We start from the raw sequence: 17,001 nt of genomic DNA, 5'->3' as shown, positions 1-17,001 counted from the left end.
CCAGACACGCTGAACAAGGGGTGTCGCCAGGAGACGAAGCGCGTCAGTTGGAGCTGCGGCCCGCGAGAGCTGGCTGTCGAAGGCGATGAACAGGCCGCCCTGGAAAGAGATGACTCCCCTCAATGCACGGAAGCGGTGGGCGCTTCGGCCTGGAACTCCACCGGCAGCAGGAGCCTCGACGCCTCCTCCCTTCCACCGAGCTCCACTGTCTGCGCGGCCACCACGGACGACGTCTCCTCGTACCAGGGGCGCGCGGTGTTCAGGTGCGCCGACAGCATGGGGTAGTTCGACGAGGACACCCAGAGCCCGAGCCGGTGTCCCTTCGCCAGCACCCAGGAGGTGGGAAGGAAGTCGATCTCCACCTCGCGCTCGCTGCCGGGTGCGTACGCCATGGGCGCTGGCGTGTCCGCCAAAGGCAGACGCAGGGTCGCCGCTCCGTCGGTGACATGCAGCGCGCGCCCCTTCTCGTCCACGTCGACGAGCTTGGCGACGAAGGCGGTGTCCTCCGCGCTCGAGCGCACGCGAAGACGCAGCCGCGCACGGCCGGCGATGCGCATCTCGGACTGCGCCGGAGGGGCGACGAAGCGCAGCACGTCCTGCCTCGCACAGGGCCAGGTCTGCACCACGGGCCCTGGCGTGATTCCCTGGCGGCCCAACATGGCGAAGGCCAGCCCGCGGGCTCCTCCCTCGCTCCTCCAGGGCTGGGCGGGATCATAGCGGTAGGACAGCGAGGCGGGCATGACCGGTGACTGGCCGCTCAATGACGCCGAGGAACACGCCCCGGGCGCCCCCGCGGCCGGTGCCGTGTCCAGGAAGAGCACCTGCTCCCGGGTCGCCGGAGGCCACGTGGGCAGGACTCGTGAACCGGTATCCCCATGACCAGCGACGACCACGCGGCCCGCCTCATATGGCAGGGGTATGCCTTGGAGCGCATGGCGCAGCCACGGGATGGTGAACGCCCACTGGTTCATGTCGTCCTGGATGCCGGGGGTCTTCACGTCCCCGCTCTGCATGCCCAGGTGGTTCCACGGTCCCAGCACCATCACGCTCCGCTCGCGCGAGGCGAGTGACTCCCAGGTCCGAAGCGTCGCCGGTAGGAAGGGATCGTCGAAGCCACCGACGAGGAGCATCGGAGGAACTCCGGGCCGCTCTGGCATCCGCCGCAAGGCCACGTTCTCTGGCCGCTGCCACAGAGCGCCTCCGGGCTCCAACGCCTTCAACCACTCCCGGTAGAAGGGAAGCGGCGCGCCGAAGGTGGCGACGTCGGCCTCGATGTGTGGGCGGTGCTCGAGCATCATCCGGTAGGCCTCCCCCGGAGAGCGGTTCCCGCGACGGCCCGGCATGTAGGCCGCCCAGGCCGTCAACAGCTCATGCGGGAGCAGCCCCCGCGCGGAGACCACCTCCCGCAGGTCCGTGCCGAAGATGGAAACGACCACCGTCTTCACCTCGACGGGCAGCTCCCCCGCGGCGGCGGCGAGCGCCGTGCCCCCGAGGTACGACATGCCAAAGAGCGCGATGTTGCCGTCGACGAAGGGCTGCCTCACGAGCCAGCGCAGGGTGTCCTCGCCATCGGCGACCTCGTTCACCACCGGCCACCACTCGCCGCCACTGGCCATCCGTCCCCGCACGTCCTGCAGCACGCAGCCCAGGCCGTAGCGGACGAACAGATCACAACTCAGCTCGATGAAGGGGCCCAGATCGTAGGGGTTGCGGATGAGCACCCCGGGAGCGCGCTCCACGCCCTCCGGCAGGAGGATGCGCGTGGACAGCTCCACACCATCCCGCATGCGCACGGCCTCCGTCCGCCAGGAGCCCGGCCGATGGGTGAAGGCCGGGAGTGAGTTGGAGTTCCGCCGGTCTTCCTGGATGGCGTTGCGCACCAGGCCACAGCCGACCGTGCCGCAGCCCAAGAGAAGGACGAATAGCTGGCACCAGGATGAGCGAACACTCCACATGCGTCGAGGATATCCGCGAATACTTCCGAACTTCGAGCGCCGCGCATGCGTCAGCCCGTGCTGACCTCCTCGGCCACGCCCGGTCGTTTGCAGCCGGGCTTCATGCAGAGCTCCACTGCGACCCGGGATTTGGGGAGCTGAAGTCCAAGCGCGTGGGGCCAGAGGTGGAGCAGCGCCGAGGGGTGTTTGCACCTCACGCCGATCTGGAGCTGCTCCGGATCCTCGTAGAGGCCAGCGTAGCCACCCAGTTTGACGGACCGGGGCTCGAGCAGCCCGTTCTGCTCGAGAAACAGACGGTAGCGCTTCTCGTCGAAGCCCTTCTTCACGAGCTTCCGCGCCTCGTGGACATCCGGATAGTCCACGAAGTGCGGGGGTGCTTTCGTGCCCTTGGGGGCGCCCGCTTCCACGCGGACCTGAAGCTTGTCGGACGTGGGTTCCTCGCGAGCACATGCTTCACACTCGTAGATGCGGACCGTCCGAGCACCGAGCGTCTTGCCCAGCGTGGGGATGCGCAGCTCCGCTTTCGGTGCGATGGACGCACCGCACTCCGGGCAGCGCACCTTGGGCGTCTTCACCCGGTGGACGTCGATCGCCCAGGCGTCATGTCCCTCGAGCTCCCTCGGCGCAGCCACCTTCTCCTCGCGAAAGCGGGAGAGCCCCGCTGGAAGCCCAGTCTTCGCGACCTCTTTCAGCGCGCGCTCGAGTTCCTCATCCGGGAGCGGCCACAGCTGCAACTTTCGCCCCTCCTCCTTCCACGCGAGTACCTGCTGGGCGAGCCAGCCGAGTCCCTCGGGAGCGGGCTTCTTCCCGTCCGCCTTCGCCGCTCGCTGAAGGAGGGAAGAGAGGGCGTCCGCGAGGCTTCGACGCTCCACCAGTCGGAGCACATCCAGCCAGCGGCCGAGCCCGACGTTGGAGGAGAGCCCTTCCTTCTCGGCCCGAGCGAGCAGCGCGCGCTTGCGGCTCGCGGGCACGCGCTCGGGTGCCGTGCGAAGGACGGCTCGGAGTTCCCACTCCTCGGTCCCCACAGGCGCCTTGCCCGCCACCGCGAGCAGGACGTTCATCCGAGGGCCGAGGGTCGCGAGATCCACACGTTTCTCGCCCGCCGCGGCAGCCGCGGTGAACCAGCCAGGCTGGGTGAGCTCCACGTCACACAGGGCCCTGAGGGTGTCTTCCCGTTCGGCCACGAGCCGCTCCAGCGTCGGGCGATCCGCGTCTTGTGCCCGTTCCATCGCATGCTCCACCCACTCGCGAAGGTCCTTGCCGCGACCCAGCGGAAACTTCCGGGGCCAGCTCGAGACATCCGCGAAGAGCGTCTTGCGCCGTTCGAACTCCTCGGGGGAGAGCAGGGTGATGCCCACGTCGCGGAGGATCCCGGGCGCTCCCAGTGCCTGCTTCGCGTTCTGGGGATGCAACTCGGCGAGGCCCCCGAAGCTGTCTTCCGGATCCGGATAGAGCCCCAGCTCGTGGAGCCTTTTCCGCGCGGAGGGAATCGCCTCTTGCCAGTTCCGGGGAAGCGCATCCGCGCGGAGGGGCTCCTTGAAGCTTCGTCCGCAGGAACCGCAGCGCGTGGCCGTACGCTGGACCTGCGCGCCGCAGCCGCATTCGAGCCCCCGCTCAGCGGGTGCTTTTGATGGCATGGACGCGAGTTTCTTCGCCTCCTCGCGCAGCCCCTTCTGGATGAAGCGGTAGTCGGCCTGGACGTGCGTGGCCTCGGGCTCGGCCTCGACGAACTTCTTCCGCTTGCCGTCCCACACCTGGCACGCGAAGGCATTGCCCTCCAGGGGGAAGCGGGCCCACTCCGCGTGCGCGCCTTTCGCCGCCGCGGCCGCGGCGAGGCCCTCTACCCGTGCGGCAATGGACTCGATGTCACTCGCCACCACCACGCCTTGCAGCTCCACGAACCAGTCGCTCAAGGCGGCCACCTGGAAAGCGGGTCGCTCCTTGAGCGCTTCGAGGTGCTCCCCGACGGATTGCCCATCCTCGAGCTTCAGCTTCGGCCAGGCCTTGCGCGCCGAGCGTCCAGGCTTGGTGAAGTTCAGCCGCGCCGCGATGCCTTCGTACGCCGTCGCCATGGTCCCTCCAGGAAGAAGAGGGCCACCGCGTCCAGAACTGGAGGTCCCGTCCTCTTCAGAAACTGTAGCCTATGCCGAACTGAACGCTGCGCGGCGGCCCCACCAGGCTCGTGGGCTTCCCGAAATTCGGGTTCGCGGGCTCTGTCCCCGGTGGAATGAACCCGTCGTATCCGCCGAAGTTCCTGGTGTTGAGGAGGTTGAAGCACTCGGCGAAGGCGCTGATCCGGTGGCCCCCCTTGGCGAGCGTGAAGTCCTTGGCCAGTCGGACATCCACCTGGCTGAACTGGAGGAGGCCCTGCGCCCGGCCTCCATTCGTGAGCAGCACGAACTCGGTGGGATCGTAGCCCCTGGACGCATCGGCGATGGTGTAGGGCAAGCCGCTTCCCAGGGTGATCAGCGTGGACAGCTTGAAGTCCAGGGGCAGTCCCACGATGCCGGAGAGCACGAGCCGATGGCGCTCGTCATTCCAGGTGGGGGTGATGGGGCTGTCCTTGACGGTCGGATAGTCGAAGTTGAATTCCGACCCACGCTCCCGAGCGACTCCCAAGGTGTAGGCCAGGGAGGCCCCCCACTGAAAGCCCCCCGCCGAGAGCTCGCTCGAATAGGGCTTCTCCGCCGAGACCTGCACGCTGCTGTAGTCGGCGGTCCGGTCGTCGACCGAGATCATGACGGTGCCGAATCCGCCCGGCACGGGGAGGTAGTCGCGGGTGCCTGTCGACAGGCGGTTGGCGGGATAGAAGCCGATGCCATTCTGGCTACGGATGTGCGTGACCGTCACCGAGGTGTTGATCGGGCCCACCTGTTGCCGGACGCCCGCGCTGAACTGGTCGCTGAACTGCGGTTTGGTGTCGTTCTCGAGCAGGTAGATCTCCGGGGCGGGAGCCACGCCGCTGCTGATCAGCGAATTGAGACCCTCCCGGCTCAGGTACTCGGGCCGCCAGGCGATGGTCGGCTGCCCGTTGCGGGGGGCGCCGTCCGCCGAGAAATAGAACGTGCGGACCTGGTACTGAAGGCGGAGCCGCTCGTCCACGCCGGTGTTGAACAGGGTGCGATCGTAGTAGCGCCCGGCGCCGGCGAAGAGAACCGTGTGGCCGTTGCCCATCACGTCGAAGGCCGCGCCGAGCCGCGGCTGCACCGCGCCCAGGAAGACAGGGCGCTGCTTGCCGTTGGTCAGGTAGTTCTCGACGGGGAAGAAGCCGGGCCCATTCGTCCGCGCGACAGTGTCGGCGAGTTCCTCCACCGCCGCGCGGACCTCCGCGGGCGTCACGTAGTCGTTGTTCAGGGGGTTGGTCTCGATATCCCACCGGAGGCCCACGTTCAGGGTCAGCCTCTTGGCGATCTCCCAATCGTCCTGGAGGTACACACCCACCTGCGTGTTGTTGGCCGCCGCCCTCGGGTCACCGACGCCATAGGCGGCTTCGGCCGGGAAGTCGTAGCTGAGGCCGTTCTCGGCATCCTGACGGAAGCGGAACACGGGGTTGCCGGACTGCGTGCGCTCGATCTGGTAGTGCTGGAAGGAGAGCTTGGCGCCCGCCTTCACCACGTGCTGGCCGGCCCAATCGAAGTTCGCGAACGTCGTGTCGTTGCGCAACGTGAAGGCCTGCTGGCGGATGTCCTGGCTGGTATCGCGGCCGCCGATCCGGATGACGCCCTCGTAGTCCTGCCCGACCGCGCCAGAGTACGTGGCGGTCGGGTGCCAGCGCGAGTCGAGGTACTGAAGCGTGGCCTCGTTCGTCAGCGAGCCCAGCCGCAGCTGATGCCGGGCCGTGGCGGTGAGGACATCGTTGCGCACGTCCTCGGCGCTCTCGAAGCTCAACTGGCCACCGAAGTTGCGGACGTCGGTCTCCCGTCTGAGGCTGGCGCTGACATCCAGGGTCTGGTTGTCCGCCGGCCTCCAGGTCAGCTTCCCGAAGCCGAGGTGCTCCCGGAAGGGGCTGGTGAAGCTGCCCTGGAACTGGCCGAACCGGCTCAGGTTCTCCTCCGTCGGATTGCCGAGCGTCACCACGTTCACGCGGTTCTGCACGTTGCCTTCATAGGTCGCGAAGAAGTGCAGCTTGTCCTTCACCACGGGGCCCCCCAACGCCGCTCCGAACTGGGAGCGAAGCTCCTCGGGCCGCACCAGCTCGCCACGCTGCACGGCGAAGTAATCCCGCGCCATCAACGCCTGGTTCTGGAAGTTGAAGAGGAGGTCACCATGGAATTCGTTGCCGCCCGAGCGCGTGATGGCGGAGATGATCGCGGAGTTGGCCTGCTCGTACTCGGCCTTGTAGTTCTGCGTGATCACGCGGAACCCGCTGACCGCGAGCTGGGGGAAGGGGTTTCCGCGGCTCGAGTCCTGACCGACCAACCCGCCTTGGATGACGTTGTTCTTGAGACTCACGCCATCCACGAACACGTTGGTGCTGCTCGCCGCGAGCGCGCCAGACGAGAAGTTCTTGTTGAACTCATCGTTGGAGACGCGAACGCCCGGCGCGAGGGCCGCGAAGTTGAGGAAGTTGCGGTTGCTCTGGGGCAGGTTCGCGATCTGTTCGCGGCTGACGTTGGTGGCGACCTCGGAGGTCGAACTCTCGGGGGTCTTGCCCTGGACGAACAGGGTCTCGCCCTGGCCGAGATCCAGTGCCGTCTCCTCCTCGACGTTGATGTTCAGGTCCACCGTCTGGCCGACCTGGACGGTGACCGTCCGATAGGTTTCCTTGCCGTCGGGCTGGGTGACGGTGATGACATACTCACCGGGCGCCAGGCCGGTCAGGAAGAAAGAGCCATCCGTGCGCGCGATCCCCTTCGTCGCGAAGCCGTTCTGGGTGTTCACCGCGAGCACGGTCACGCCGGTGGCCGGCCCGCGGAGCGCACTGAGGCCGACCCGGATGGCCGCTGTCGTCCTCTGCGCGAGCGCTGGCGTGGCCGTGAGCAGGGCGGCGAGTCCCAACACGCTCCAGATGCGCATGACTCGCGACACCCGCGCACTGGAGACGCGAGCATTGCGAGCCATGTCCTTGATGCTGTCCTCTGAGTGGTCCCGCGAGATTCTGGTCATTCTGCTGCGCCATCTAGACTCATCCCCGCTTTGTGTAAACGGCTTCACGGTGAGGAATCTCCCCTCAGGGTGACGCAGTGTGAGTTTTGACGCAGTGTGCTCAACTTGGGACCCCTAGGAGCTGTGCCTGCGCCGGCACGAGGCCGGGGCGCGGGCCCGGCGAACCGCTACCGCTTCTCCGGTAGCAGGGTGTAGTCAGGGAAGTTGCCGAAGGGGCGCTCGCCAGGAGGGCCCTGCGTCACGGCCTGCACGAGGTAGGCGCCTCCCACGAAGCAGCCCTGCCAGGACTGGCCGATGCCGCCGAAGGACTCCTCCCGGTCGCCGCGGGAGCGGGTGGTGTTGTGGCCCACCTTGAAGGCGCGCAGCTCGGAGGCGATGCGCCGGGCCGTCTCGGGCTCATCGCAGGCGAGTGAGGCCACGAGCGCTCCGTTGGAGACGTTCATTTCCGTGACGAGCTCCTCCTCCGTGTCCACGACGACGATGGAGTCCACCGGGCCGAACGGCTCGTTGTGATAGAGGCGACAGTTCCTCGGCACGTGGAGGAAGGCGCAGGGACCGAGGTAGGCCGACACGTCCTGGTCCGGCAGGAACAGGTCCGGCTCCAGTCGGCCCTTGTACAGGGGAACGGCTCCCTTGGCCTCGGCCTCGCTCATCATGGCGTGCAGCTCCTCGACCTTGCGGCTGTTGATGAGCGGACCGAAGTCCACCGAGGGGGGCTGTGCCGTCCGCGTCTCCCCGAGCAACGGGTGGCCCACCTTCAGTGACGTGAGCACCGGCAGGTACATCTCGAGGAAGCGGGGCACCAGGCCGCGCTCCACCACGAACCGCGGGTAGGCCGTGCAGCGCTGCTTGCCATACTCGAAGCCCTTCTTGAGCTGCTTCGCCAGTTGATTCCAGTCACTGAAGCGCCAGATGCCGTAGGTGTTGACCCCCTCCATCTCCAGCATGTAGCGCTTCTTGCGATCATAGAGGCTCGCGGCGATGTCGCGCCCGTTGACCTTGCCACCCACGAAGGACAGGCAGGCGATGTGGGGGTCTCGCACCAGGGCCTCGCTGAGCTTGCCTCCCGAGCCGCTCACGAACGACATCGGGAGCCCGCAGCGGCGGGCGAAGGCCATCGCGAGGGTGAGGGCCAGGAGGCCCCCATCCGTGGGTGACTTGGCGATGACGGCGTTGCCCGCGAGCACCTGGACCAGCGTGGCGTGCATCAACACCGACATGGGGTAGTTCCACGAGGCGATGTTGGAGATGAGCCCGAGCGGCTCGCGGCCCGCCATCATCGACTCGATGTTCTCCATGTACCACTTCACGCCGGAGATGCACCGCTCCACGCTGACGCGCGACTGGGGCACGGGCTTGCCGATCTCCCACGTGAGAAGCAGGGCGAGCAGCTCATGGTTCTCGCGCAGCAGGTCCAGACAGGCGCTCACACGCTCCTTGCGCGTGTCGAGGTCCACCCGGGCCCACTCCTCGGCCTCCTCGGCGGCGGAGGCCACCGCGTGCGTGGCGGTGGTCAGGTCGATCATGGGCAGCAATCCCAGCTGGGAGCCGTCCACCGGAGAGAGATAGGGCTTGCCGTGGCCCGGATTGCCCCACTCGCGAGCAATCAGGTTGAGCACGCGGCCCTGGCTGTCGAATGCCTCGGGTGCGAGCGCGCGCAGGCGAGACAGCAGGAGGGACCACTCAGCGGAAGCAATCAAGGACTTGGGCACAGGGCACCTCCAGGACGCGGCACGATCAAGACGAATGGCTTCACGCACAGTCCGACGTCGTGCGTCAGAGTTGTGACGTGTGTGCGTGCGTCGCAAGGCACCCCCATGGACGATGGCGGACGGGGTCCGTCACGAGGGGAGGGGCGGCCTCGCATGCCGTGCTCGAGGGGACCGGCCAGGGTGGCGGATGTGTTCTCGGTCGCGCGTGGACCCGATCGCTCGAGTGTGGGGCCGCTTCAGGCGAGGCGCCCGTTCTGCTCGAGGTGACTCACCAGTCCCATCAACCCCAGCACATAGCTCTGCTTTCCAAACCCGCCGACCTGTCCGATACACACGGGCGCGATCACCGTGTGGCCGCGGAAATCCTCTCGGGCGTGGATGTTGGACAGGTGGACCTCGACGGTGGGCAGGGCCACCGCGCTCAAGGCATCTCGGAGGGCGATGCTGTAGTGGGTGAGGCCTCCCGGGTTGATGAGGATGCCCCGGGCGGTCTCCAGCGCCCCCTGGATCTTGTCGATGAGGGCGCCCTCGTGGTTGCTCTGGAAGAACTCCAGCTCGACCGAGTGCCGCCGTGCGGCCTCCGTCAGCACGTGGTTGATCTCCGCCAGGGTGTCCGAGCCGTAGATGTCCCGCTCCCGTCTTCCGAGCAGGTTCAGGTTCGGACCATGGATGACCAGGATTCGCGCCACGGTGTCTCCTTCTCGAGGACCCGTGGGTGCCGTACTACGGAGACACCGGGAGGAACCATTGCCCCTGGGGCGGAGGGACTCGTCCGCTCAGCGGGGCGAGCGGACCTTCCGGGCACGCACGGCTTGCGTGCCCCCGAGGGAGTCGAGCGCGCTCGCCAGGAGCTTCCGGGCCTCCTCCACCGCGCGGCTCCCATGGTCCCGTCGCAGACGCTCCTCGAGCCCGGCCCGCGCCGCACGACTCTTGTCGACGGCGGCCTGTCCACGTGAGGACAGGCGCACCCGCCGCACGCGCGCGTCCTCGGACCGCGTCTCCTCGACGTAGCCCAGCTTCTCGAGCTCGGCGATCGTCTTCGACGCGGCCTGCTGGGTCACCTCGAGCAGCGCCGCGAGCTCGCTGATCGATCGGGCACCTCCCAGCAGGTGCTGGAAGACGAACCCATGCGCCTGGCGCAGGCCCGTGAAGCCCGCCGCGTGAATCTCCTCGAGCACGAGGTCGTTCACCCTCATCCCCACGAAGAGGGCGAGGTGTCCCAGATCCAGGGACTCGGGCTGCACGGGGGCGGCTTCCTGGCGGCGTGACATGGGAAGACCCTTGCATCCACAACCCAGGTTGTGCAATCTGGGTTGTACAACCTGGGTTGTGAAAACGAAGGGAGAACACCATGTCCACGACGAATCTCGACTTCGCGCGCCGCTACCTCCGTGCCATCGAGGAGGGGGCGACCGGAGAGGCGCTGAGCGCCTTCTTCCACCCCGAGGTGACGCAGCGGGAGTACCCCAACCGGCTCGTCCCCCAGGGAGCGACGAGGGACTTGAGGGCCCTGCTCGAGGCGGCGGAACGGGGCCAGAAGGTGGTGTCCGCCCAGCGCTACGAGGTGAAGAACGCGTTGGCGCTGGGGGACCAGGTGGCCCTCGAGCTCGAATGGAGCGGCACGCTCGAGGTGCCGGTGGGCTCGCTGCCAGCGGGAGGCACGATGCGCGCCTCGTTCGCCGTGTTCCTCACCTTCCGCGACCACCGCATCTCCTCGCAGCACAACTACGACTGCTTCGAGCCGTTCTGAGTGTCCACGGAGTCATGGGCCGCGCGCGCTCCGGGAGGAACTGGCCGGAGTGGCGCGCTCGCGGCTCAATGGCCTGTCGCGGTGGAACCCGAGCCGTCCGGCGGGGCCGGCTCCCGGGCGAGCAGCGCCGGCAGCTCGTGCCCCTCATGCCCCGCGCCGTGCTTGCCGGAGAGGGTGCGCGTGCGCTCCGCGGAGCGCACGCTGTAGCGCGAGGAGGGCGGTTGCGCCGGCAAGAGCGGGGGCCGGGGCGGGAGGATGAAGTCGGAGAGCGAGCGGATGCCCCCCGTGAGGACCGCGCACGCCAGGCGCAGGAAGCCCACCGGGGCGAGTCCTCGTGCATGCACCGCCGCGGAGAGGCCCAGGGAGAAGCTCACGGTCAGGTTGAACACTCCGACCAGGAGGATGCCCGTCACCGCCCAGAGGAAGGCCGGCTCCAAGAGCCGCTCGGCACCCAGCGTCACGCCGGCGAAGGCGAGCGTGCCGGCACTGAGCGTGACGTGCCGCACGTCCAGCGGCAGGCCGAAGAAGCGGCACACCGCGGGGGTCATGCCCAGCAGCAGGCCGAGGCTGACATTGGCGCCCAGGCCGCACGCGTGGTGCGCGATGGCCCTGCCCAGCCGCTGGGCCCGGGCCTCGCCCAGCCAGGCGCGCAGCCCGTGGTGGCGCGCGAGTGCCTCGGGCAGGCGCCGGTAGTGCACCCAGTTCTCCAGCCAGCCGCCGAAGACGCTCGAGCACCACAACAGCACGCCCGTGAAGGCGGCGTAGAGGAGCGTGGCGCTCTTGAACGGGTGGAGCGAGCGCACCACGTACTCCGCCTCGTGCACCTCCAGCAGGGGCCGGCCCCGGATCGCCTGGAGCACCCCCCCCAGGAGGGTGACGGTGGTCACCACCGCGCCGAGGTTGCCGAAGACCGCGGCCAGCTGGGAGCGGGTGATGCAGGCGAGCTGCCTCACCAGGCTGTGCATCTCCTTGTCGCCCGCCTTCACGTCCATGGAGGCCGCCAGGGCGGCGGCGGTCATGGAAGGCTGCTTGGTGGCCAGGGCGAAGCCGAGCAACTGGATGAGAAGGAAGCAGACCGCGTAGTTGGTGGCGGCGGCCAGCCCCTCGAAGAAGAGCGGCAGCGCCGCGAAGGTGATGGCCAGCTTGAGCGCGGCGGTGCCCGCGGTGAGCAATCCTCCGCCCGCCGCCGCGCTCACCATCCGGTGGTACTCGTCCTGGGTGGTGGTGATGTAGTGACGGCCCACCTTGCCCGTGTGCTCGAAGATGCGCCGCGCGATGCTGCGCACACCGCTGCGGAAGAGCTCCACCACGCCGCGCTCCCGTGTGTGAGCCTGGAGCAGGGAAGAGAGCAGCCGGGTGGCGGCGCGGGGCAGGGAGCGGGGAGCCTCGGGGGCGAGCAGCCAGAGCAACGACTCCAGCCGATCGATCGTGTGGCCCAGTTGCTCGAGCCGGTAGACGAGATCGAAACACACCGCGTGTTCATCCATGTGGCACAGCACCTGCCGCGTGGCGGCCCGGCAGCCGGCGATGGCCTCGGCGCAGGCCCTCCGTCTGCTTTCCACCGTGGAGGATTCCGCGCCCGCTCGTACCGCCATGCGCAGCGCCTCGCACGCGCGCGGCAGGTGGACGAAGGGAGACAGCTCGAGGGACGCGGGAGCGAGCCGCGACAGCACGTCGCTCGCCAGCCCGCGGGCACTCACGCGCGCGGCGAGGATGACCACCGCGTCCTCCACCGCCGCCTTCAACGGAGCGAAGGACTCCGCCCCCAACAGGGAGCAGAGGGCCTCCACGTGCTCCTCGGACAGCTCGTCCAGCCAGGCTTGCCCCTTCTCACCCGGGAGCAGGTTCCACACCAGGGGTGCCAGGTCCCGCTCGTCCGGTGCGAGGGGCAGCAGCCGTTGTCCGAGCCGCGTCAGGGCGTCCTCCATGAGGCCCCGGCCCGCGGACAGGCCCGGCTCGGTGAGCAGCCGCAGCATCGACGTCTCCGAGAGGACCGAGGCGAAGACACCGCGTACGGCTTTGCTCCACGCGGAGGACTCACCGAGCACCTCCAACAACAACCGCAGACGTGCCGAACCGGCGGACTCCACGGGGGCCAGCCGGCCGCGCCGTGGCGGCGTGGCGCCTGGAGCCTGGAGCCAGCCAGCCAGCTCCTCCATCCAGGCCATGCGCGTCGCGAGCGGTGCCTGGGGACGGGCAGACGTCAGCAGCGCATGCAACTCGCGCAACCTTTGATTCGTCTCGGGGCTGCTCGAGTAGTGGGCGAGCAATTGCTCCACCGACGGCGAGGTGAGAACAGACGCGGGGGTCGAGGTGTGAACGGGATATGCGAGCATTGTGGGTTTTGAACTCTGTCATTGGATCAACAGAATGTGAAACAGCGCGCTCGTGCCTGCCTGTTGTCCGGACGTTCTTGGCCGCGAATGAGCTTGTCCCGGTGACGTGGGCGGTAGAGTTCCGCTATCAACCTCCGGGGTGAAGCTCCCAACTGGCGATCCAATGACTGGCCGCGTCCTGAACCGCCATCAGCCAGGCGATGGCCTCGCCCAGATCGTTGTAGAACACCCGGTAGTTTCCCGCGCCAAAGGCAAGCCGGGAGAGATAGGCGGCGCACCCACAGACAGAGCATCTGGGAAGGGCTCCTCGCCGTCCGTTGCATGTCAGGGGGTCGCTGTAGTCTCCGCCACGCCTCGCAAGGCGCGGGGCTGCGTCCGGGAAGGATGTATTCAAAGACATGAAAAGTCTGTCTGTGCGACAATGGGCGCGGCAAGAGCAGTGCGCGGCGAAACCAAGACAATTCGAGGATGGGTGTCACGGGCGCCACTCGTCCCCAAGGAGAGAGCACATGTCGAAGCAAGGAATCCTTCGCGTGGCGGTGTCGGGTGCCACGCTGTGGTGGGTGGGTTGTGGTGACGTGCCCGAGCGGGCGGAGGAGGTGGTGCCAGTCTCCCGGGCGGTAGCGACGCGGGCGGAGGTGCCCTCCAGTCCACTGCGGCTGCGGACGCTGGATGACGCGTTGCTCGAGGTGGATGCCGCGGTCCCCGGCTTCGGAGGCATGTACTACGACGAAAAGGGTCAGCTCGTCGTGCGCCTGGTTCATGCTTCCGCGGCTCCAGCCGCCTCGCGGGCCATCGCCGCGGTGTTCGGGCAGGAGAAGATCCCGGCGGGGGGGGTGGTGACGGAGCCAGCGACCCGCACCTTCGCCCAGCTCAAGGCGCTGCACGCGCGCATCACCCCCAGCGTACTGTCCCAGGCCGGTGTCGTGCTCACGGACGTGGATGAGAAGACGAATCGCGTCGCCATTGGCATCGAGCGGGCCGAGGTGCGCTCGGGCATCGAGAAGGTCATCGAGCGGTTGGGAGTGGCGCGCGACGCCATCGACATCGTCGAGGTGGGCCCCATCCTCCCAACGAACGTGCAGGGTGGCTGGCGGCCCATCAACGGAGGAATCCAGATCGAGACGCCCGGCAAGTACTGCACGCTCGGCTTCCCCGCGCTCCAGGGCGGCACGCTCGGCTTCGTCACCAACTCGCACTGCACCCAGACGCAGGGCGGCGTCGAGTCCACACCCGCCTATCAGGCCGTCTATCCGGACCTGGCGGGCGTGGAGACCACCGATCCCGTCTACGGCGGGGGGGGCAACTGCCCCGCGGGGCGCATCTGCCGCGACAGTGACAGCGCCTTCTTCAGCGCCAGTACCACCGTCAACCCGCTCGTGGCGATGACGCCCGGCGCCTTCAACCTGTCCATCTCCAGCTGGCTGGAGGTGCCCGGCAAGGTGCTCTATCCCTCGCAGGGACAGGTCGTCTACAAGACGGGCCGCTCCAGTGGCACCACGAGCGGCACCATCCAGTGGGCGTGCGCCACCGTCAACTCGGGCGGTACGCCACACACCTACTTCTGCAACTACATCGCCACCAGCCCCCAGCAGAACGGAGCGCCGGGTGACAGTGGCTCGCCGGTGTACTTCCTGTCCGGAAACACCGCCCAGTTGACGGGTCTGATGTGGGGCTCGGGCGCCGAGCCGTGGAACTTCGCGTTCGCCCCGCTGGGCTCCATCCAGAACGAGCTGGGCATCGTTCCCTACTGCCAGGGCTTCGTGGGCTGCTGAGTGCCAGCCGCGGGCCGGGGACTCCCGCGGAGTCTCCGGCCCCGTATGCACTCGCCTGTCTGGGCACGGCCGTTGTCCGCGGAGCGCGGGTTGTGATGAAGCGAGTCAGTCGAGCGCACACGGACTGCGCGCGTAATGGTTGCATTGACAATCAATGCATGTATAATCGAATCACCGGGCGTCTGGGTCAAACCAGACTTCATTTTCCGAGGGACTGTCTGAATCGAGGACAGTCGTGGTGAACTGGCGGAAATATTTGGAATCAGGCTGTTTTTCGCCACGGATGCAAAATTCCCATACATCTTGGATCAGGGCTGGTGAGACATCCATGCTCCACTCCGCCATGGGGAATAACCCTCATGGCAGGGATTCCAATGAGTTATGGGTTGGCCCGATAACTGCTTATGTGTCCTGCGTCCAACAGCACCCCGCCGTTGGACAGGAGGACCGCCCCTTGGTTCGCACCCGATTCCTTGCCGCCGCGCTGCTCGCCCTTCCCCTCGCCGCCTGCGAGGTCGACAACTCGCAGCTGCCCGACGGCGCCCAGAAGTTCGACGAGGCCGCTGAGTCCCTCGGCGATGTGCAGGCCTCGCTCGCGGCACTGCCCTCCGCCAGGGTCGTCGGCGCGGAGAATGACTTTCCCTTCATGATCAGCGGCAAGCTGGGCACCGCCAGTAGCGCCGTGCAGGGACTCGCGGTACGTGACGCGCACAGCCGTGTGAGCGGCGCGCTGCCTGGCATTGCCGCCGTGTTCCGTTTGAATGCCTCGGATCTCGTGGCGAAGCGCTCGCGTGTGGACGAGCAGGGCGTCACCCACATCCGCTACGGCCAGATGATGAATGGCCTGCGGGTGGTGAACGAGGAGCTGCTCCTCCACGTGGCGCCGGACGGCACCATCACCAGCGCCAACGGGACGGCGCGCGGCGGGGAAATCGTCTCCTCCAAGCCGGGCATCTCCGCGGAGGCCGCCGGGTTCGCCGCCGTGAACAACACCGAGGGCAGCCACCTGTCCGCCGGGCGCGCCGAGCTGGTGTACGTGCGCTCCGAGGGCAAGCTGCGTCTGGCCTACGAAGTGGCGCTCAAGGGCGAGGGCCGTGAGCTGCCCATCGACGAGCTGACCTACGTGGACGCGTACCAGGGCACCATCCTGCGGCGCGATTCGAAGATCCACACCGCGCTCAACCGCAAGCTGTACTCGGCCAACAACGGCAGCAGCACCCCGGGTACGCTCAAGCGCTCCGAGGGCCAGGCGGCCATCGGCGACACCCACGTCGATCAGAACTACGACAAGCTGGGTGGCACCTACGATTGCTACAAGAACAACTTCGGCCGCGACTCGTACAACAACGCGGGCGCCACGCTCATCAGCACGGTGCACTACAGCACCAACTACGTGAACGCCTACTGGAACGGCACCCAGATGGTGTACGGCGACGGCAACGGCGTGGACTCCGGCATGCTCGGTCTGTCCGCGGACGTGACCACGCACGAGCTCACCCACGCGGTGACCTCGAGCGAGTCCAACCTGACGTACTCGGGTGAGTCCGGCGGCCTCAACGAGGCGATGAGCGACATCTTCGGTGCGTACTGCGAGAGCTACGCCTCGGGCACCTGGGCCACCACCAACGCGGTGTTCATGGTGGGCGACGACATCTGGACCCCGGCCACCGCGGGTGACGCGCTCCGCTACATGTACGACCCGTTCAAGGACGGCGTCTCGCTGGACTACTGGACCAGCACCGCGGGCAGCAAGGACGTGCACTACAGCTCCGGTATCGCCAACCTGGCCTTCACGCTGCTCTCCCGCGGCGGCACGCACCCGCGCGGCAAGTCCACCACGGTGGTCCCGGCCATCGGCGTGCAGAAGGCCGGCGCCATCTTCTACAAGGCCAACGTGGACCTGATGACGCCCAGCACCACCTTCGCCCAGGCGAAGACGTACACCGAGCAGGCCGCCACGGCGCTCGGCTACTCCACGGCGGACGTCGCGGCCGTGACGGCGGCCTGGACGGCGGTGGGCGTGGGTGCCTCGGTGCCTCCCCCGGCGGCCACCGCGCTGACCAACGGCGTGGCGAAGACCGGCCTCTCGGGCGCCTCGGGCTCGTCGACGTACTACTACCTGGACGTTCCGGCCAGCAGGGCGTCGACCTTCGTCCTCAGCGGCGGCACGGGTGACGCGGACATGTACGTGAAGGCGGGCTCCACGCCGACCACGTCCTCGTACGACTGCCGTCCGTACCTGTCCGGCAACAACGAGACGTGCAACATCACGGCGAAGACCGCAGCCACCCGCATCTACGTGATGCTGAACGGGTACACCTCGTACTCGAGCACCTCGCTCAAGGGCTCCTACACGCCCTGAGTCTG

Annotated in this window: 11 protein-coding genes; 3 read left to right on the top strand and 8 right to left on the bottom strand. The window is 67.7% G+C overall.

The features are described 5' to 3' along the window. Positions 1-119: 119 nt before the first annotated feature. The 6 genes from D187_RS44945 to D187_RS44920 all read right to left on the bottom strand — a co-directional run bounded on the left by D187_RS44945 (position 120) and on the right by D187_RS44920 (position 10,044). On the bottom strand, positions 120-1,787 hold the full coding sequence (locus tag D187_RS44945) for a CocE/NonD family hydrolase (RefSeq protein WP_162159764.1): 1,668 nt from the start codon (positions 1,785-1,787) through the stop codon (positions 120-122). 218 nt (positions 1,788-2,005) lie between these two features. Beyond that, positions 2,006-4,027, bottom strand: a complete 2,022-nt coding sequence (locus D187_RS56600; RefSeq protein WP_002628383.1) for a hypothetical protein — start codon at positions 4,025-4,027, stop codon at positions 2,006-2,008. 55 nt (positions 4,028-4,082) lie between these two features. Further along, on the bottom strand, positions 4,083-7,016 hold the full coding sequence (locus D187_RS44935) for a TonB-dependent receptor (protein WP_002628384.1): 2,934 nt from the start codon (positions 7,014-7,016) through the stop codon (positions 4,083-4,085). A 212-nt stretch (positions 7,017-7,228) separates the two neighbouring features. Continuing rightward, entirely contained in the window at positions 7,229-8,773 is a 1,545-nt protein-coding gene (locus D187_RS44930; protein WP_002628385.1) for an aldehyde dehydrogenase family protein, read from the bottom strand. 236 nt (positions 8,774-9,009) lie between these two features. Continuing rightward, positions 9,010-9,462: a type II 3-dehydroquinate dehydratase gene (aroQ, locus tag D187_RS44925; RefSeq protein ID WP_002628386.1), complete on the bottom strand. Its 453-nt coding sequence runs from the start codon at positions 9,460-9,462 to the stop codon at positions 9,010-9,012. Positions 9,463-9,549: 87 nt separating this feature from the next. Continuing rightward, complete coding sequence (locus D187_RS44920; protein ID WP_051256818.1) at positions 9,550-10,044, bottom strand: MarR family transcriptional regulator; 495 nt, start codon at positions 10,042-10,044, stop codon at positions 9,550-9,552. Positions 10,045-10,124: 80 nt separating this feature from the next. Between D187_RS44920 and D187_RS44915 the strand changes: the two genes are divergently transcribed. Beyond that, on the top strand, positions 10,125-10,523 hold the full coding sequence (locus D187_RS44915; RefSeq protein ID WP_002628389.1) for a nuclear transport factor 2 family protein: 399 nt from the start codon (positions 10,125-10,127) through the stop codon (positions 10,521-10,523). 65 nt (positions 10,524-10,588) lie between these two features. Here D187_RS44915 and D187_RS44910 read toward each other — a convergent pair whose 3' ends face one another. Continuing rightward, positions 10,589-12,859 carry a site-specific recombinase gene (locus D187_RS44910; protein ID WP_081714100.1) on the bottom strand — a complete coding sequence of 757 codons (2,271 nt, stop codon included), beginning with the start codon at positions 12,857-12,859 and terminating at the stop codon, positions 10,589-10,591. 509 nt (positions 12,860-13,368) lie between these two features. Here D187_RS44910 and D187_RS44905 point away from each other — a divergent pair. Beyond that, positions 13,369-14,634, top strand: a complete 1,266-nt coding sequence (locus tag D187_RS44905) for a chymotrypsin family serine protease (RefSeq protein ID WP_002628395.1) — start codon at positions 13,369-13,371, stop codon at positions 14,632-14,634. Positions 14,635-14,805: 171 nt separating this feature from the next. Here the strand turns inward: D187_RS44905 and D187_RS56110 are convergent, their stop codons facing one another. Continuing rightward, positions 14,806-14,979, bottom strand: a complete 174-nt coding sequence (locus tag D187_RS56110) for a hypothetical protein (RefSeq protein ID WP_155894028.1) — start codon at positions 14,977-14,979, stop codon at positions 14,806-14,808. 109 nt (positions 14,980-15,088) lie between these two features. Here D187_RS56110 and D187_RS44900 point away from each other — a divergent pair, with 109 nt between their 5' ends. Further along, complete coding sequence (locus D187_RS44900) at positions 15,089-16,996, top strand: M4 family metallopeptidase (RefSeq protein ID WP_002628397.1); 1,908 nt, start codon at positions 15,089-15,091, stop codon at positions 16,994-16,996. Positions 16,997-17,001: the final 5 nt, after the last annotated feature.

This window comes from Cystobacter fuscus DSM 2262 (genome assembly GCF_000335475.2).
Lineage (GTDB): Bacteria > Myxococcota > Myxococcia > Myxococcales > Myxococcaceae > Cystobacter > Cystobacter fuscus.
This window is presented reverse-complemented; position numbering and strand designations above follow the sequence as displayed.